A 17,904-nucleotide genomic window follows, 5' to 3' on the forward strand; every position below is an offset into this window, starting at 1 on the left:
AGGAATTTGGCCTATGCGTTTTTTCCTTGATTCAGCCAATATAGGAGAGATTTCCCGGGCGTGGGACATGGGAGTCATCGCCGGTATAACGACGAATCCTTCTTTGGTAGCCAGAGAAAAAGAGGACTTCCATACCCTAATCCATAAAATTGCCGGGATTGTCGATGGCCCCATTAGTGCGGAAGTCATAGCGCTCGATTATGAGGGTATGTGCCAGGAAGCCCGGCGGCTCGCAGATATTCATCCGAATATTGTCGTCAAAATTCCGATGACGCTTGGCGGCTTAAAAGCCGTCAAGACACTACGGGAAGAAGATATCCAGACGAATGTTACATTGGTGTTCAGCCCTGTTCAGGCACTGATGGCAGCAAGGGCAGGGGCCGCTTATGTCAGCCCTTTTTTAGGAAGGCTTGACGATATTGGGGAGGTCGGCATGAATGTTCTGGCTGATATCTGCGAAATTTTTGAGGTCCATGATCTGGACTGCGGGGTGATTGCCGCAAGTATTCGTCATCCTGTTCACGTCCTGGAAGCGGCTAAGATTGGCGCGGATTTTGCGACAATACCTTTTGGCGTTTTGAGCAAATTATCCGAGCATCCCTTGACAACTGCAGGAATTAATAAATTTATGGATGACTGGAAGAAGTTAAGTTAAGAAGGGTGAAAAAGAGATGGAAAGAGAATTAACCATGGAATTTGCCCGGGTGACGGAAGCGGCAGCACTCGCTTCAGCGCGCTGGGTAGGAATGGGACAGAAGAATGAAGCCGATGATGCGGCAGTGGAAGCTATGAGATCTTTGTTCGATACCGTGCACATGGATGGTACGGTTGTGATCGGCGAAGGTGAAATGGACGAAGCCCCGATGCTTTACATTGGGGAGAAACTTGGTACGGGCGAAAAGCCCGAGGTTGATGTTGCCGTTGATCCCCTCGAGGGAACAAATCTTGTTGCTAAAGGAATGCCGGGAGCCATAGCGGTTTTAGCTGTGACCAAAAGATATGGACTTCTGCACGCCCCGGATATGTATATGAATAAAATTGCTGTCGGTCCCAAGGCTGCGGGACGTATCCATCTAGATGCTCCGGTCGCTGAAAATCTTGAGAACATAGCCAAGGGACTCAATAAGAAAATCCAGGAACTTACGGTGGTTATTCTCGACAGGCCCCGTCACAGTGAAATCATCCGTCAGGTAAGAGAATGCGGCTCCAGAATACGCCTGATTACCGACGGTGATGTCGCTCCGGCCGTTGCCTGCGGGCTGGAAGGCAGCGGAGTTGATGTGATGATGGGGGTCGGAGGAGCTCCTGAGGGTGTGCTCGCCGCTGCTGCCCTGCGCTGTATGGGCGGTGAAATGCAGGGGAGACTTTGGCCGGAGAATGAAGAAGATGTTGAAAGAGCCCGGAAACTAGGTATAATGGATATCAATAAATTGCTGACACTCAATGATCTGGTCAATACGGATGACATCTTTTTTGCGGCAACCGGAATTACGGAAGGACCGCTGCTTAAAGGCGTGATATACAGCAGTGAGGGTGCCACGACGCACACTGTGGTGATGAGAGGTAAGACTGGTACGGTTCGTTTTATTGAAGCCAAACATTGTTTTGCCAAAAAACCCAAATATGCAATTAAAGGTGCCTGCTAAAAACGCTGTGAAAAGGAGCTTTCAGAATTGTTTTTTCTTGACCGAAAGGCAAAGAATGTGCTAGAATATTCAGAGTTGACTGTATTTGATTGAGACGGATCTGATTGGGAAGGAAGGTGACGGGTTATGAAAGAGAAAATTCATCCGAAATATGAACAAACTACCATTAGCTGCGCTTGCGGCAATATTATAGAAACAGGTAGTACGAAGAAGGATATCAAGGTCGAAATTTGTTCCAAGTGTCATCCTTTTTACACTGGAGTTCAGCGATTTGTTGATGCTGGTGGACGAGTCGATCGTTTTAAAAAGAAATACGGTTTGCAATAACAACGGTCTGAGGCCGTTGCCTGTAAAAGACAAGGAGCAGAGCGTAAGCTCTGCTTTTCGGTTATTAGGCCTGGAGGTTTAAATTTATGGAAAAACCTGTTCAATATGGAGGGCAAGCGCTGATTGAAGGAGTAATGATGCGCGGGCCACGGGCGATTGCGATGGCTGTTCGTCTACCCAACGGAGAGATTGAAGTAACGACCCAAGATATTCATCCCTGGTCTCAGAAGCCGGTTCTCAAATTGCCGATTATCCGGGGCTTTGTTGCGCTACTCGAATCCCTGGTGCTTGGAACCAAAGCCTTGATGTTTTCTGCCGACCGCGCTGTTGGCGAAGAAGAAGGAGAGGAGCTTGGCTTTTGGGCGATGGCATTAACGATCATTATTGCCTTTGCTGCCGGACTTCTGTTATTTGTCGGAATACCGACAGCTTCCGCCCATTTATTGACAGATATTTTTCCTGGCACGGTGCTGCAAAATATTGTCGAAGGCCTTATTCGTCTTATTGTGTTATTTCTATATATTTTTCTGATTTCCAGATTAAAGGATATTCAGCGGGTATTCCAATACCATGGGGCGGAACATAAAGCAATATTTGCGCATGAAGCTGGCGTAGAACTAAATACGGAGAACACTCGGAAATACTCCAGACTGCATCCACGGTGCGGGACGAGCTTCTTGCTTATTGTTGTTATCGTTAGTATCTTTGTTTTTGCCTTTTTGGGCGTGGATCCTTTGTGGTGGCGTATTGTTTCCAGAATTATCCTGATGCCGCTAGTAGCTGGAGTTTCGTACGAGCTTTTGAAGCTGTCAGGGAGATTTTCCAAATCGATGTTTTTAAAGTGGATCATAGTTCCCGGCCTTCTACTGCAGAAGCTTACGACCAGGGAACCGGACGACTCCCAACTTGAGGTTGCGATTGCTGCGCTTAACGGGGTACTCGCGACCGGACAGGAACTATCATAGATAAAATTCATTTGGGAGAGGTTAAAACATGCTAAACAGGCTCGAAGAGATTGAAAAAAAATATGACGATCTGACAGAGCTCTTGGCCAAGCCGGAGATCATCGCTAATCAGGCTGATTTTCAGAAATATGCCAGAAGCCAGTCGGCGCTTACAGATATAGTCGCAGTATTTCACGAATATAAAGAAATAAACCGGCAGATCGAAGATTTGAAAGGTATGCTTGCTGAGGAACGCGATCCTGAAATGAGAGAAATGGCCGAGGCCGAACAGGATGGATTAACAAAGAGCAAAAAAAAGTTGGAAGAGGATTTGAAAATCCTGCTATTGCCGAAGGATCCGAATGATGAGAAAAACGTCATTATGGAGATTAGAGCCGGCGCTGGCGGAGATGAAGCGGCTTTGTTTGCAGGTGATTTATACAAGATGTATACAAAATATGCCGAAAGTCAAAACTGGAAGACGGAACCCTTAAGTGCCAGTTTCACGGATATTGGTGGCTTTAAAGAGATTATTTTTATGATCGAAGGACAAGGTGCTTATAGCAGACTGAAATATGAAAGCGGCGTTCACCGTGTTCAGCGAATTCCTGCGACCGAATCCGGCGGCAGGATTCATACGTCTACCGTGACGGTTGCCGTACTGCCTGAGGCCGAGGAAGTCGATGTTGCGATTAACCCAAACGATATCAGGATCGATATTTTTTGTTCCAGCGGCCCCGGTGGTCAGTCAGTCAATACGACACAGTCGGCAGTCCGCATTACCCACTTGCCGACGGGGATCGTGGTCTCTTGCCAGGATGAAAAGTCCCAGCACAAGAATAAGGATAAAGCCTTAAAAGTGCTCAGAGCCAGGCTCTTGGAGAAAGCCCAGGAAGAAGCAGCCGGCGAGATTGCCCAGGAACGTAAAAGCCAGGTAGGGACAGGTGACCGCAGTGAGCGCATCCGAACCTACAACTATCCGCAGGGCAGGGTTTCCGATCATCGTATCGGCCTTACACTGCATAAACTGGACAGCATTTTGATGGGTGACATCGAAGAAATCATTACGGCATTGATTTCGGCCGATCATGCCGAAAGGCTCAAAGCTTCGGTCTAATGGACAAAGATGAAAGCAGGAGTTTACCGGGTATGACAGACAGACTTGATGCTGATCAGCCAATGGAGCTGCTTCGGCAAGGCACACAGTATTTAGCGCAGTGCGGGGTAGCTGACGCCCGGGTAGAGGCGGATCTTATTCTGGCCTTTGTGCTTAAAACGACGAGAGACAAACTATATGCCGAGCGTGACAGGGTAATCGCTTCCCCGGAAAAAGAGATCTATAATGATTTCCTGAAACGACGTGGTCAGAGGGAACCACTTGCTTATCTGCTTAAGACCCGTGAATTTATGGGTCTTGATTTCTTTGTGAACCCAAGCGTTCTGATCCCGAGGCCAGAAACGGAACTTCTAGTTGAGAAAGTCCTGGAATTGGGCAAGAATATAGGTAGAGAACGAGAACATAAGGAAGTTTCTACAAGGGTTCTTGATCTTTGCACAGGCAGCGGGGCAATTGCCGTTGCTGTGGCCTATTATTGGAATCAGGCGTCTGTTGTCGCTGTTGATATGTCTTTTGAAGCTTTGACTGTCGCTAAAATCAATGCGGCCAAGATGAACGTGAATATTGACTTTCGTCTGGGAGATCTTTTTGCACCGGTACAGGGAGAAAAATTCAGCCTGATTGTTTCCAATCCTCCGTACATCTCAGAACAGGAAATTCTGGAGTGTCCGCCGGAAGTCAGGAAAGAGCCTGTCTTAGCCCTGCTGGCTGGAAAAGATGGATTGGATTTTTACCGGAGGATTGCTATGAAAGCAACAGAATTCTTGAACCATGGGGGAATAATTCTGGTGGAAATCGGATATTCCCAGGGAACCCAGGTTCGGGAATTATTTAAGGCTGCCGGATACCAAACCGAATTATTTTCTGACTACGCTGGTCTGGATAGAATAGTGCTGGCCCGTAAGGAATAGAATTTCGTTAATAGCCGTTTGGAAACCGCCGTCAGCCGAGTACCCTTCAACCCTGAGGCTAAGCACTTTACATGCAATTTAGAGTTAATAAGGTACTAGGGATCACGAAGGAGCTGCTATGGAAACAAAAAAAATCTGGCTGAAGCCGGACAGCATTAAACAGGATAAAGAATTACAGGAAGCAGCAGCTTTGCTACGCCAGGGTGAAGTCGTGGCATTTCCAACCGAAACCGTTTACGGGCTTGGTGCGAATGCGCTGGACAGTAAAGCCTGTGCTAAAATATATGCTGTGAAAGGACGTCCTTCGGATAATCCGTTGATTGTTCATGTTGCTACTTTGGACGAAGCAAAGCAGCTTGTCCGTGTTTGGCCACAGCAGGCTGAAATCTGCGCGCGGAATTTCTGGCCAGGACCTTTAACGCTGATACTGCCTAAGAGAACGGATATTCCGGAGATTGTAAGCGGGGGACTGGACACTGTAGCGGTCAGAATGCCGAATCACCCTGTTGCCCTGGCATTGATTGAAGCAGCGGGTTGTCCGCTGGCCGCACCAAGTGCGAATATATCGGGAAAGCCTAGTCCAACTAATGCAGATCATGTTTGGCGTGATCTAAAAGGGAAGATTCCGTTGCTGATAGATGCCGGATCTTGTACAGTGGGTCTCGAATCGACTGTACTCGATTTGACAGGGGAATTACCAACGGTTCTGCGCCCGGGAGGAATTACGCTTGAACAACTTCGGGCAGTGCTGGGGAAGGTCGAACTGGACCGTAGTACTGATAACGGACTGTCTACCGTAAAACCCAGGTCGCCTGGCATGAAATATAGACATTACGCACCGCAAGGTGAAATCATTTTATTCAGCGGCAGTACCTTTGAAAAAGCTGAAAAAATTACGAAATATCTCAGGAACAAAAACAACGCGGCAAGGACTGCGGCACTGTGTTTGGACGAAACAATTGCCAGATTGACCGAAGATACGACCAGCAGGGCTGATATGATATTTGTACTTGGTTCCAGAAATAATCTTGATTCAGCAGCCAGCCGTCTGTTTGAGGGACTGAGACTGTGTGACGAGCAAAATATCGATATCATTCTAGCGGAGGAGATTGCAGAAGAAGGAATAGGACTTGCTTTTATGAACCGCTTGAAAAAAGCAGCTGGCAAAAAAGAATTTCTGGACCAGGGACGCAAGTATCCTGGTCTGACCAAAATTAAGGAGGAAAAAAATTGGAATTAACATGGATTATAGCGGTATCAATAGCACTAGGGATGGATGCCTTTTCCTTCTCGCTTGCTTTGGGAATGATTGGAACCGACAATAAAACAGCGCTGCGGCTGAGTACTGTCGTGGCAGCGTTTCATGTTTTCATGCCGCTTTTGGGTTTGTGGATTGGACAGAAACTTGGATTGCTGTTTGGCAATGTTACAATTGGAATTGGAGCTGTCATTTTGCTCTGGCTTGGCAGTAAAATGATTCTGGGAGCCATTCTGGGATCGGGAGAAAAAAACATTCCGAGTTTAAAAGGTTTCGGAATTTTTGTTTTGGCAGGAAGCGTCAGCCTTGACGCGCTGAGTGTCGGATTTTCTCTGGGTACGTTTGTCAGTATGATCCTGCCGGCAATCCTGATCATGGGCTTTACCGCAGGCATCATGACAGGATGCGGCATCTTTCTTGGCCGAAGAATTGGGACCTGGGCCGGCAGCAAAGCTGAAGCCATTGGTGGCAGTATCTTATTTTTGATTGGCCTGAGAATGATCTTCAGTCTTATTTTCTAAGTCAATCAAATTATAATTTACTAGTCCGGAAAAGAGGGTATAATGATATCTAAGAAAATTTTGTTTGTTTGTACAGGAAATACATGCCGAAGCCCGATGGCAGAAGGTCTTGCCCGCTTATACTTTCCGGAAGGGGTTGAGATTTTCTCGGCTGGTATTCAGGCTTTGGATGGCGATCCCGTCAGCCCGTATGCAGGGCAAATTCTCCAGGAAAGGGGAATTGATTCCCGGCAACACCGAGCAGCCAGACTGCAAAAAGACACACTTGCTGCAGCGGGCCTGATCCTGACAATGACCAAAGCTCAGAAAAAATTATTGGTCAGTATTTATCCGGAATATCAGGATAAAATCATGCAGCTCGGAGAATGGGCTGGTTTAGATAAAGAAATTTCCGATCCATGGCTAGGATCTCTGGAAACATATAGGTTATGTGCGGAAGAAATTGAAGAAACGATCAAAGCCGGAATAAGGCGGTATCAAGAGAAAAGTTAGCGCCTGTAAATGCTAAATTACAAAAAATAATGATAAAAAACTACGGAGTTTAGGAGGCAGAAATGAAAATTGCATTGGGTGCAGATCATGCAGGATATCAGCTTAAGGAGTGCATCAAAGAATTTCTTGCGGAAAAAGGCTACGAAATTCTAGATTGCGGTACAGACAGCGACAGTTCCGTTGATTATCCGGAGTATGGATTCAATGTCGGGAAAGCAGTGATAGAAAATAAAGTAGATTCTGGAATCGTGGTCTGTGGCACCGGAATAGGGATTTCCATCGCAGCTAATAAAGTCAAGGGAACTCGGGCTGCCCTTTGTACCGACAGTTATATGGCCAAGATGGCCAGGCAGCATAATAATGCTAATATTCTAGCACTTGGAGCAAGGGTAATTGGTCAGGGTGTTGCGCTGGATATTGTCGAGACTTTTTTGACGACATCCTTCAGCGGGTGGAAACATGCCAGAAGAGTAGATATGATTAGCGATTTTGAACAGTAATTTTAATCTTTAGGCTGAGAATATTGGCCAAAAAAATAAGAAAGGCGTGAGGGTACTATGGCGGATAAGAAGGAAATGCTTCAACAAATCAAAGATGAGTGGGAGCATATTCTTCAAGCCTTTGAGGATATAGCTGAACTAAAGCCTGGACAACTGTTGGTTATCGGCTGCAGCACGAGTGAAATTATCGGCGAGAAGATTGGCAAAGCCGGTAACAAAGAAGTAGCTGATGTTCTGTTTGAACCACTTCGGAAGTGGGCGGACAAGCTTGGGATTCTTTTGGCGGTTCAATGCTGTGAGCATTTAAACCGGGTGCTCATCGTAGAAAGAAATGCGGTTGACAGGCTGAATCTTGAACCCGTTGTGGTGATACCCTCTCTTTCAGCAGGCGGAGCAATGTCCCTGGCTGCCTGGGGAAATTTTTCCGATCCTGTTACTGTCGAACAGGTTAGGGCTGATGCCGGAATTGATATCGGAGACACGTTGATTGGTATGCATCTTCGCCCGGTGGCCGTCCCACTAAGGATTAATGTCCGGAAACTTGGTGCGGCTCATCTTAATCTTGCCAAAACTCGGCCGAAGTATGTCGGCGGCCCAAGAGCTTCTTACCCCTGTAACTGAGGCGGGTCAGGACAGAAGTTTATACGATGGCATATGCTAAACAGAATAATTTTAAGGTTGATAAGATGCAGAGAAGGTAACAATATCCTAGTTATTTATGATAGAGGTGAATATTTAGATGGATTATATTCAGAAATATTTAGCAATCCAGGACTCTGAGGTAGCAAAAGCCATAGAGCTGGAAGAAAACAGACAGGAAAATAAAATTGAACTCATCGCTTCGGAAAACTTTGTCAGCAGGGCAGTTATGGCTGCTCAGGGTTCGGTCCTCACAAACAAATACGCCGAAGGATATCCGGGAAAACGTTATTACGGCGGATGTGAGCATGTTGATATAGTTGAAAGCCTGGCCAGGGAAAGGGTCAAAAAACTGTTTAATGCGGAACATGCTAATGTTCAGCCCCATTCAGGAGCGCAGGCCAATACAGCAGTTTATTTTGCAATGCTGAATCCTGGGGACACGGTTCTGGGCATGGACCTGTCTCATGGGGGGCATCTTACGCATGGAAGTCAGGTCAATATCTCGGGAAAATATTTCAATTTTATTGAATATGGCGTTGATAAGGAAACAGAACGGATTGATTACGACAATCTGCATAAACTGGCGCTTGCCCATAAACCAAAGATGATTGTGGGTGGAGCGAGTGCTTACCCTCGCTTAATCGATTTTAAACGAATCAGAGAAATTGCCGATGAAGTTGGTGCTTACGTGATGATTGATATGGCGCATATTGCAGGTCTGGTGGCAGCCGGTCTTCATCCGAGCCCCGTTCCCTATGCGCATTTTGTAACCAGCACAACCCATAAGACGTTAAGAGGACCAAGAGGCGGGCTTATTCTCTGTAAAGAGGAATTCGGGCCAAAGATCGATAAAGCGATATTCCCTGGAATTCAGGGCGGCCCACTGATGCATGTGATTGCAGCCAAGGCCGTGGCTTTTGGTGAAGCTCTTCTACCGGGATTTGTTGAATATCAGCAGCAGATTTTGCAAAATGCCCAGGCCTTAGCCAAAGGATTTCTGGCAAGAGGGTTCCGTTTGGTTTCAGGTGGTACGGACAACCATCTACTGCTACTGGATGTCAGAAGCAAGGGGCTGACTGGCAAAGAAGCCGAAACACGGTTGGACAGTGTTGGCATTACCGTGAATAAAAATACGATCCCGTTTGATCCTCAGAGTGCCAATGTAACGAGCGGTATCCGGATCGGTTCGCCTGCGGTCACGACCAGAGGGTTGAAGGAAGCTGAGATGGATCTGATCGCCGAAGCGATTGACCTGACCTTGAGTACGGCCAGCGATGCTTCGAAAACTGCCCGGGCCGAAGCAATTGTCGAGGATATTTGCGGAAGATTTCCCTTGTATAAGTAAGCTAACCTGGGAGGAGCAAATAATAATGGGAAATGTCTACATCTCGAATCATCCTTTGATTGAGCATAAACTCAGATTAATTCGCGATAAAAATACGAGCTCGAAAGAATTCCGGGACCTGATTGAGGAAGTAGCCATGCTGATGACGTATGAAGTCACCAAAGACTTCCCACTGGAGGAAATCGAGGTTCAGACGCCGCTGGCTACAGCCAAGGCCAAAAGAATATCTGGCCGGAAAGTTGTTTTGGTTCCGATCCTGAGGGCAGGCCTAGGAATGATGGACGGGATGCTTAAGATCATACCTAATGCCAGGATCGGCCATATTGGTCTCTGCCGGGATCATGAGACCGTTCAGCCGGTGGAGTACTATTTTAAGATGACCTCAGATTCCAGGGAAAGAGATATTATTTTGATTGATCCAATGCTTGCCACAGGAGGTTCAGCTTCTGCAGCGATTTTTTCCATTAAGAAGCGTGGTGCCAGAAGTATTAAACTTGTTTGTTTGATAGCAGCACCAGAGGGTATAAGCGTTGTCCAGGAAAATCACCCGGATGTCGATATCTACGTTGCGGCTGTCGATCAATGCTTAAACGAGTCCGCCTATATCATTCCGGGACTCGGAGACGCAGGGGACAGACTGTTTGGAACGAAAGGATAACAACAGGGAAGAAACAGAAAATGAACAGGAAAAGATCCTAACAGATATAATGACAGTAGCGTCTGGTACGAGTATACTAAAAATAGAGAATTATCTTGGCAGACAAAAATTAGTGGACTTTTTTAGCAAAGGAAAGCGGAATGCGGGGAGTAGTGTGATGAAAAACCAAACTAGGCCAGCGTGGGACGAATATTTCCTTGATCTTGCCCGGCTGGTGGCCAGGCGGTCGACCTGCTTAAGGCGCAATTACGGTGCAGTGATTGTCAAAGACAATATTATTGTTAGCACGGGTTACAATGGTGCTGCCAGAGGGGAGCCCAACTGCATTGACATCGGGGAATGTGTCAGGGAACGGTATAATATTCCCAAAGGGGAAAGATATGAGTTATGTGTGGCGGTTCACGCTGAACAAAATGCGATTATTGCCGGTGATCCCGTAAAAATGCAGGGAGCCACAATCTACATATCCGGCTATGAATTTGATGGGGAACAAGCATCAGGGGAACCCTGCCTGTTGTGCCGGAGAATGATTAAAAATGCGATGATTAAACGGGTTGTCTATCTTGATGAAAACGGTAAAAAAAAGAATATTCGCTTCGAGACAAGCGAGTAATAAACCATAGGATGATGGAGCTGTATGCGAATAGTTCACACAAACTATTTGCATCATTTTTTACTCTCGGTTATTTATTCCATATTAGGTAGCGTGCCACGATTCCAGTATCAGGTAGAGCATGGGACGGGACAGAAGCATGAAGGCGTTTAGATAGCCTTTATCTCTAATAAATGGCAAAATAAAGACAATTATAGTTGTATATATTTGCGAAAAATGTCTTGGGCGTGTATAATATTTAAGATTAAAGGTCTTTGAAGTACGCATTCAGGCATTGCCCAACAGTGAGGGAAATATTGTGGAATTGAAGCAACGAAAATATAAGGTCATGACTGTATTTGGAACCAGACCTGAGGCTATTAAGATGGCACCTCTCGTAAAAGCATTAGAAAAACAAGATGGCGTTGAAAGCCTGGTCGTTGTTACTGCCCAGCATCGTGAGATGCTGGATCAGGTTGTTAAACTCTTTGACATTATACCTGATTATGATCTTGATTTAATGAAGCATGGACAGACCCTGACCGCCCTTACCACTGGAGTGCTGACAGGAATGGATGAGATATTGCTTAAGGAAAAACCGGATTTGATTTTGGTACAAGGGGATACTACAACTACTTTTGCGTCAGCCCTAACAGCTTTTTATCATAAGATCCGGATTGGCCATATCGAGGCTGGCTTGCGAACTGGCCAGAAATATTCTCCTTGGCCAGAGGAAATCAATCGGAAACTTACCAGCAGTTTAACAGACCTGCATTTTGCACCTACCGAAGTATCGAGAATTAATTTGCTGCGCGAAGGGGTCGCCCCGGAGAATATATTTGTTACAGGTAACACAGTAATTGATGCCTTATTAAGTACCGTTAAGACGGAATATCAGTTTGCGGATATAGATTTGAACAAGATCTTACAAGCAAATAAAAATAAACGAATGATCCTAATGACAACGCACCGCCGAGAGAATTGGGGAGAACCCATGCGGCAGATCTATCAGGCGCTGGAGACAGTCCTGAGGGAATTTCCTGATACCTATGTTATATTTCCGATGCATAAGAATCCTACGGTCAGGAAAGTAGTCGGGGAGGTTCTGGGAGGCAATGAAAGAGTCCATTTAATTGAACCTTTGGATTACGAACCCTTTGTAAATCTAATGGCGAAGGCCTATCTGATCTTATCAGACTCTGGGGGGATACAAGAAGAGGCTCCTTCACTGGGCAAGCCCGTTCTAGTGGTCAGGGATACGACTGAACGGCCTGAGGCTGTAGATTCAGGAACCGTATTGCTGGTTGGGACACAATATAAAAAAGTTGTTGAGAGTATTCAGCAGCTATTAACCGACCAGGATGCCTATGAAAAAATGTCTCAAGCGGCAAACCCATACGGGGACGGCAGATCAAGCGCAAGAATCACCCAAATTATTGTTGAAAAATTTTATGATCGTAAGATTTTCAGTATCTGATCACAAAATTTTTCTTATAAAAAACCAAAATAATTAAAAAAATTGCAAAATAAAAACTGATGATTATGTGAAGGAGAGATAATCCTAATTCTAGGCGGCTTTTGACGGCAAGTGCAATTGGCATAAATCTTGCATTATATATTATGTTGTCAACGAAAAACCAAGAGATTTGAGGGAACCAGATGGCTGACAAATTTACAAGTGATGTTGTCAAGTATATGCTATGGGGATCATCAAGTGCCTCTGCTCTTGTTGGCTTGGAAGTAGGAGGATATTTTTTCGGAAATTATTTGGATACTCATTTTGGCACTGACCCTTTATTTAAGGCAGTTTTGATGATTCTAGGTATTTTGTTCAGTATACTATCTCTAATATTAATTTATTTAAAGTTAGGTAAAACGGATGGAAAATAGCAGGTTTATTCAGATTTTGACGGTTATTCTCTGCATTACTGTTTTAATCGTAATATGGCGAACAGAATTTTATCCCCTTGTCGGTTTATTGATCGGCTATTATACGGGCATAATTAATGTTAAGTGGCTACTTAGGGATGCTCGAAAAGCAATGGACAAAGATAAGAAAGCAGCCCTAAAAACATACTACAAAAGCTTAGTATTCAGGTTGGTAATCATTACGTTGGTATTTGCTATTGTTGCAAAGTTCCAACCGGAATGGCTTTATTATGTGGCTATAGGAATGATGATTGGTATTGTTATTCCTATAATTGTAGCAAGGCATCAACTAAGAAAAACGAAAGGTGGTGAAAATTAAATGCATGATACCGTACTATGGGTATTGGGAAATGGCACTTTGCATGCGAAGACTCTGATTATGACTTGGGTCACGATGATACTTCTTTTGGGTTTTGTCTTTCTTTGTAAGCGTAATCTGACAAGTGGGACACCCGGAAAACTTCAAAATCTTTTGGAATGGATCATTGATTTTGTCAGGGGCCTTATCTCTGATAATATGAACTATAAAAAAGGATCGTCATTGCTCGGGTATCTTCTTTCCCTGATTATGTTTGTTTTTTTTGCGAACATGATTGGCTTGATTCCCAATATATTCGCACCCTTACTCGATCACGTACACTTTGCTAGAATCAATGAGATGTTTGGCGGAGCAATTTTCAGTGCGCGAACAACAACGTTTTCGTCGCCAACAGCAGATGTTAATACGACCTTTGCTTTATCTACAATAACGATTGTTTTAGTATTGGTCTATGGACTCAAATATAAAGGTGCGCACTATTTCAAACACTTTCTTGAACCTTATCCGCCTTTTGCGATCCTTCATATTATTGATTTTGTCGCCAAGCCTTTGACCTTAGCTTTCCGACTATTCGGTAATATTTATGCCGGAGAAATCCTGATTGCAGTCATTCTCATGATCCCGGGTATATTTGCCTTCGGTGGAGTTATTCCGATGCCATTCTGGCTTGTTTTCTGCGTATTTATCGCAGTAATCCAATCCTATGTTTTTACAATATTAACGGTGGCCTATGTCGGTCAAGCTATCGAAGAGTCTCACTAACAACGGTATTATTTCAGGGCTAAAAAGAAGCAATCTGAAATCAATAAATACAAAATGAATTTATTTATTTAAGGAGGAAATTTAATATGGATATCACTGCTGCTGCGTTGATAGGGACTGGTATTGCTGCCGCGGGTGCGGCCATTGGAGCTGCTATGGGTAATGGAAACGTTGTTGCTAGCACAATTGATGGGATTGCCCGTCAACCTGAAGCCAGAGGAACTTTAATGAGCACCATGTTTATTGGTATTGCGCTGGTTGAGATTCTTCCCCTCTTGTCCATCATCATGGCTCTGTTAATGTTCTTTACGAAGTCCTAAGGTGTACTTAAGTAAAATGCAACAATTGAATAACGACACCGTATTAATCTACTGCTCAAAATAGAGAGGAGGGGGAATATCGCTTGAATCCCTTCGTAATAGGTCTTACCAATTCGATTGCCTCAACAGCTGCTGCTGGTCCTACGACAAATAGCCCGTTACATTTTGACTACACATACTTTGTTCAGCTTCTTTCATTTTTGCTTTTAGTCTGGATCCTGAAAAAGTTTGCTTGGACACCAATTATGAATATGATGGAAAAACGCCGTCAGGGTATTGAAAATAACTTGGCCCAAGCCGAACAGGAAAGAAAAGAAGCCGAAAGAATCCGGCTGGAATATCAGCAGGAAATGCGTCAGACCCGCCAGCAAGCTCAGGAAATTATTGAGAAGGCTACCAAAAGCAGCGAGCAGCGTGCTGAAGAAATTATTTTGGAAGCTCGTAAGGAAACCGAGAAAATCAAACAGTCAGCCCTTGCCGACATTGAACGGGAACGTGACAGGGCAATTGCTGATGTCAAAGCCCAGGTAGCCGATATGTCCGTAGCCGTTGCTGAAAAAATCATTCGGCAAAAACTGGATATAACGGGTCAGGAAGCTCTCATTGAACAATTTATTCAAGAGGTAGGGGATCGGCCATGTTAAACGGCGCTCTCGCACATCGTTATGCGCAGGCTCTTTTTGAATTAGCTGTTGAGATGTCTGTCCTCGATCAAATCGATAAAGAACTGCATGATTTGGCGGAAACCGTAGCCCAAAATAATGAGCTAAAAGTTTTGCTGAACCATCCCAATATTGAAGCAGAAACCAAAAAGAAGGTTCTGGCGAAGATACTTGATGACACTGTTTCTGACATGACCAGTCATTTTGTTTATCTGTTGATTGATCGCAGGAGACAGAATCTCCTCAGTTTAGTTCAGCGTGAATTTGCACGTCTTGCCAATGAAGCACGCAACTTAATCGAAGCAAAAGTTACCAGTGCCACAGCACTGACTCCGGCGCAAGAGGAAAAACTCAAAGAAATGATTGCCAGATCGACTGGCAAGAATGTTCGTTTACTTTCCGAAGTAAATCCGACATTGATCGGTGGAGCCAAACTTCAAGTGGGAGACCGTGTGATAGATGGCTCAATTACAACCGCATTGTCTAAAATACGTGATGAATTGAAAAAAACATCGTTAAAACCTCAGCAGGAAGTAGGGGTGAACTAAAAGAATGAATTTACGTCCCGAAGAAATTAGTTCTATTATTAAACAACAAATCGAGCGTTATGAATCCGCCATCGAAGTCGTTGATGTTGGTACCGTTATTCAGGTAGGCGACGGTATCGCGCGTGTCTATGGCTTGGAGAAAGCAATGTCCGGTGAACTTTTGGAGTTCCCCGGCGGTATATACGGGATGGCCATGAACCTGGAAGAAGACAACATCGGCTGCGTTATCCTGGGACCTTATTCCAGCATTAAAGAAGGCGATCAGGTCAAGCGTACCGGTAGAATCGTGGAGGTTCCCGTTGGAGAAAAATTAATCGGACGTGTTGTCAATGTTCTTGGACAGCCCGTCGATGGCAAAGGGGAGATTGTTCCAGCCGGATATCGTCCGATAGAATCAGATGCTCCCGGTGTAGTCGACAGAAAAAGAGTAAACGAACCGCTGCAGACCGGTCTGAAGTCGATTGACTCCATGGTGCCAATCGGCCGCGGACAACGTGAGCTGATAATTGGGGACCGCCAGACAGGTAAGACGGCGCTGGCCGTAGACACCATTATTAATCAAAAAGGACAGAATTGTATCTGTATTTATGTGGCTATCGGTCAGAAACAATCGACCGTAGCCAGTGTTGTGAAGAAGCTAGAAGAGCATGGCGCGATGGAATATTCGATCGTTGTCATGGCGACAGCTTCCGACCCGGCTCCGATGCTTTATATTGCACCATATTCTGGTTGTGCGATTGGTGAGTATTTTCGGGACAAAGGTCAGCATGTTCTGGTGGTCTATGATGATCTCTCCAAACAGGCGGTTGCTTACCGCGAACTGTCGCTCTTGTTGAAACGTCCGCCCGGACGTGAAGCTTATCCCGGCGACGTTTTCTATCTCCATTCCCGTTTGCTGGAACGTGCGGCTAAGCTGTCCCCAGAAAAGGGAAGTGGCTCACTGACAGCGCTGCCGATCATTGAGACTCAAGCCGGTGACGTTTCTGCGTATATCCCGACGAACGTTATTTCCATCACCGACGGTCAGATATTCTTGGAATCAGACCTGTTCTTTTCCGGTTTCCGTCCTGCAATCAACGTCGGTATCTCGGTATCGCGTGTTGGAGGAGACGCTCAGATCAAGGCTATGAAACAGGTAGCCGGTCAGCTCCGTCTGGACCTGGCATCTTATCGCGAATTAGCGGCTTTTGCCCAGTTTGGATCTGATCTGGATAAAGCGACTCAAGCCAGACTTAACCGCGGTCAAAAAACCATGGAGATCCTGAAGCAGGGACAATATCAGCCGATGCCGGTCGAAGAGCAGATCATCGTCATCTTTGCGGCGACGAAAGGTTATATCGATGATGTCCCAATGGAAAGAATGAAAGAATTCGAACAGGAACTTCTCCGCTTCATGCGTACGACTCAGATTCCTGAGAAAATCCGTACGGAGAAAGCTCTTTCCAACGAGCTCATGAAAGAAATCGGCGATGCCATCAATGAGTTCAAGCAAGGCTTTTTAGCTTAGAAAGAGTAGGTGAATGAAGTGGCAGGAGTACGCGATATTCGCAGACGGATCCGTAGTGTAGCTAATATGCAGCAGATTACCAAAGCCATGAAGATGGTAGCTGCCGCGAAATTACGGAAGTCTCAGGAAAAAGTCATCGCTTCCCGCCCATATGCCAAACAGCTTCAGAGTGTCCTAGCCCGTCTTGTTCAGAACCAGGCGGAGGCAAGGCATCCGCTTCTGGAAAAACGTCCGGTGGAGAAAGTGGGATATATCCTTGTAACGTCAGACCGAGGTCTGTGCGGAGGATTTAATACCAACTTGAATCGTATGACCAGGAGTCTGCTTGATGAAAAGACGGACGTTCAAGCCGGTTTGGTAGCAGTAGGCCGGAAAGGCATTGATTTTTTTACCAGACGTAATATTGAAATCATTACACAGTTTACTGGATTGGGTGATAGCCCCAATTATAGCCAAGCCAAAGGCATTGCTAAAGATGTCATTGGGTTATATACCCGCGGCGAATTAGATGAGGTTTACCTCGTTTATTCTAAATTCATTTCGGTTCTGTCTCAGGAACCAACCGCTATCAAATTACTGCCGATTGAACCATCCGCAGAAAAGGCCAGTGGCAGCTATATCTTCGAGCCTGAACCCCAGCAAATGTTGGAAAAATTACTCCCCAGCTATGTTGAAAGTCAGATTTTCAGCGCCCTCTTGGAAAGCAAGGCGAGTGAAATGGGGGCAAAAATGACGGCGATGGATTCAGCGACGGAGAATGCCAAAGAAATGATTGGCAAGTTGACATTAATAATGAACAGAGCTCGTCAGGCGGCGATTACCAAGGAAATTTCTGAAATTGTAGGGGGAGCTGCGGCTTTGGAGTAGCTGCTTTTCGTACCTTATCAAAGGAGGTTGCAAGCTT

The 17,904-nt window shown here is 45.4% G+C and carries 23 protein-coding genes; all 23 read left to right on the forward strand.

Going from position 1 to position 17,904, the window contains the following annotated elements:
* Positions 1-13: 13 nt before the first annotated feature.
* The 23 genes from fsa (at position 14) to atpG (ending at position 17,867) form a co-directional block, all read left to right on the forward strand.
* Positions 14-655: a fructose-6-phosphate aldolase gene (fsa, locus tag A7K50_RS08290; RefSeq protein WP_020491981.1), complete on the forward strand. Its 642-nt coding sequence runs from the start codon at positions 14-16 to the stop codon at positions 653-655.
* A gap of 16 nt (positions 656-671) precedes the next feature.
* A complete protein-coding gene (gene glpX, locus A7K50_RS08295) occupies positions 672-1,646 on the forward strand; it encodes a class II fructose-bisphosphatase (RefSeq protein ID WP_020491982.1) in 975 nt (324 codons plus the stop codon).
* 126 nt (positions 1,647-1,772) lie between these two features.
* Positions 1,773-1,973 carry a 50S ribosomal protein L31 gene (gene rpmE / locus A7K50_RS08300; RefSeq protein ID WP_019225004.1) on the forward strand — a complete coding sequence of 67 codons (201 nt, stop codon included), beginning with the start codon at positions 1,773-1,775 and terminating at the stop codon, positions 1,971-1,973.
* An 86-nt stretch (positions 1,974-2,059) separates the two neighbouring features.
* Positions 2,060-2,938, forward strand: coding sequence for a DUF1385 domain-containing protein (locus A7K50_RS08305; protein ID WP_020491983.1), 879 nt, complete (start codon positions 2,060-2,062; stop codon positions 2,936-2,938).
* Between the two features lie 28 nt (positions 2,939-2,966).
* On the forward strand, positions 2,967-4,034 hold the full coding sequence (gene prfA / locus A7K50_RS08310; protein ID WP_020491984.1) for a peptide chain release factor 1: 1,068 nt from the start codon (positions 2,967-2,969) through the stop codon (positions 4,032-4,034).
* 32 nt (positions 4,035-4,066) lie between these two features.
* Positions 4,067-4,945 carry a peptide chain release factor N(5)-glutamine methyltransferase gene (gene prmC, locus A7K50_RS08315; protein WP_020491985.1) on the forward strand — a complete coding sequence of 293 codons (879 nt, stop codon included), beginning with the start codon at positions 4,067-4,069 and terminating at the stop codon, positions 4,943-4,945.
* Positions 4,946-5,063: 118 nt separating this feature from the next.
* On the forward strand, positions 5,064-6,185 hold the full coding sequence (locus A7K50_RS08320; protein WP_119775525.1) for an L-threonylcarbamoyladenylate synthase: 1,122 nt from the start codon (positions 5,064-5,066) through the stop codon (positions 6,183-6,185).
* A complete protein-coding gene (locus A7K50_RS08325; protein ID WP_119775527.1) occupies positions 6,176-6,724 on the forward strand; it encodes a manganese efflux pump in 549 nt (182 codons plus the stop codon). Before A7K50_RS08320 ends, A7K50_RS08325 begins: the two co-directional genes overlap by 10 nt.
* Before the next feature lie 42 nt (positions 6,725-6,766).
* Positions 6,767-7,216, forward strand: a complete 450-nt coding sequence (locus A7K50_RS08330; protein WP_119775529.1) for a low molecular weight protein arginine phosphatase — start codon at positions 6,767-6,769, stop codon at positions 7,214-7,216.
* Between the two features lie 62 nt (positions 7,217-7,278).
* Entirely contained in the window at positions 7,279-7,716 is a 438-nt protein-coding gene (rpiB, locus tag A7K50_RS08335; RefSeq protein ID WP_020491989.1) for a ribose 5-phosphate isomerase B, read from the forward strand.
* A 57-nt stretch (positions 7,717-7,773) separates the two neighbouring features.
* On the forward strand, positions 7,774-8,337 hold the full coding sequence (locus A7K50_RS08340) for a TIGR01440 family protein (protein ID WP_020491990.1): 564 nt from the start codon (positions 7,774-7,776) through the stop codon (positions 8,335-8,337).
* A gap of 118 nt (positions 8,338-8,455) precedes the next feature.
* Positions 8,456-9,703: a serine hydroxymethyltransferase gene (gene glyA, locus A7K50_RS08345; protein WP_020491991.1), complete on the forward strand. Its 1,248-nt coding sequence runs from the start codon at positions 8,456-8,458 to the stop codon at positions 9,701-9,703.
* 25 nt (positions 9,704-9,728) lie between these two features.
* Positions 9,729-10,361: a uracil phosphoribosyltransferase gene (upp, locus tag A7K50_RS08350; RefSeq protein WP_020491992.1), complete on the forward strand. Its 633-nt coding sequence runs from the start codon at positions 9,729-9,731 to the stop codon at positions 10,359-10,361.
* The gene (locus A7K50_RS08355; protein WP_243103694.1) at positions 10,345-10,974 is read left to right on the forward strand and encodes a dCMP deaminase family protein; all 630 of its coding nucleotides are present in this window, start codon (positions 10,345-10,347) and stop codon (positions 10,972-10,974) included. The genes upp and A7K50_RS08355 overlap by 17 nt, the downstream gene beginning before the upstream one ends.
* Positions 10,975-11,272: 298 nt before the next feature.
* The gene (gene wecB / locus A7K50_RS08360; RefSeq protein WP_119775530.1) at positions 11,273-12,430 is read left to right on the forward strand and encodes a UDP-N-acetylglucosamine 2-epimerase (non-hydrolyzing); all 1,158 of its coding nucleotides are present in this window, start codon (positions 11,273-11,275) and stop codon (positions 12,428-12,430) included.
* 182 nt (positions 12,431-12,612) lie between these two features.
* Positions 12,613-12,843 (forward strand): AtpZ/AtpI family protein, encoded by a 231-nt coding sequence (locus tag A7K50_RS08365; RefSeq protein ID WP_083916775.1) that lies wholly within the window; start codon positions 12,613-12,615, stop codon positions 12,841-12,843.
* A gap of 16 nt (positions 12,844-12,859) precedes the next feature.
* Positions 12,860-13,201: an ATP synthase subunit I gene (locus tag A7K50_RS08370; protein WP_243103695.1), complete on the forward strand. Its 342-nt coding sequence runs from the start codon at positions 12,860-12,862 to the stop codon at positions 13,199-13,201.
* Positions 13,202-13,963: a F0F1 ATP synthase subunit A gene (atpB, locus tag A7K50_RS08375; protein WP_020491996.1), complete on the forward strand. Its 762-nt coding sequence runs from the start codon at positions 13,202-13,204 to the stop codon at positions 13,961-13,963. It abuts the gene before it with no gap.
* Positions 13,964-14,049: 86 nt separating this feature from the next.
* Complete coding sequence (atpE, locus tag A7K50_RS08380; RefSeq protein ID WP_015044915.1) at positions 14,050-14,283, forward strand: F0F1 ATP synthase subunit C; 234 nt, start codon at positions 14,050-14,052, stop codon at positions 14,281-14,283.
* Positions 14,284-14,366: 83 nt separating this feature from the next.
* Positions 14,367-14,927 (forward strand): F0F1 ATP synthase subunit B, encoded by a 561-nt coding sequence (atpF, locus tag A7K50_RS08385; protein ID WP_020491998.1) that lies wholly within the window; start codon positions 14,367-14,369, stop codon positions 14,925-14,927.
* The gene (locus A7K50_RS08390) at positions 14,921-15,493 is read left to right on the forward strand and encodes a F0F1 ATP synthase subunit delta (RefSeq protein WP_020491999.1); all 573 of its coding nucleotides are present in this window, start codon (positions 14,921-14,923) and stop codon (positions 15,491-15,493) included. The genes atpF and A7K50_RS08390 overlap by 7 nt, the downstream gene beginning before the upstream one ends.
* Before the next feature lie 4 nt (positions 15,494-15,497).
* On the forward strand, positions 15,498-17,000 hold the full coding sequence (gene atpA, locus A7K50_RS08395; RefSeq protein ID WP_020492000.1) for a F0F1 ATP synthase subunit alpha: 1,503 nt from the start codon (positions 15,498-15,500) through the stop codon (positions 16,998-17,000).
* 18 nt (positions 17,001-17,018) lie between these two features.
* Complete coding sequence (atpG, locus tag A7K50_RS08400; protein ID WP_026156400.1) at positions 17,019-17,867, forward strand: ATP synthase F1 subunit gamma; 849 nt, start codon at positions 17,019-17,021, stop codon at positions 17,865-17,867.
* Positions 17,868-17,904 lie beyond the last annotated feature (37 nt).

Source organism: Dehalobacter sp. MCB1 (assembly GCF_003590275.1).
In the GTDB taxonomy this organism is placed as follows: Bacteria; Bacillota; Desulfitobacteriia; order Desulfitobacteriales; family Syntrophobotulaceae; genus Dehalobacter.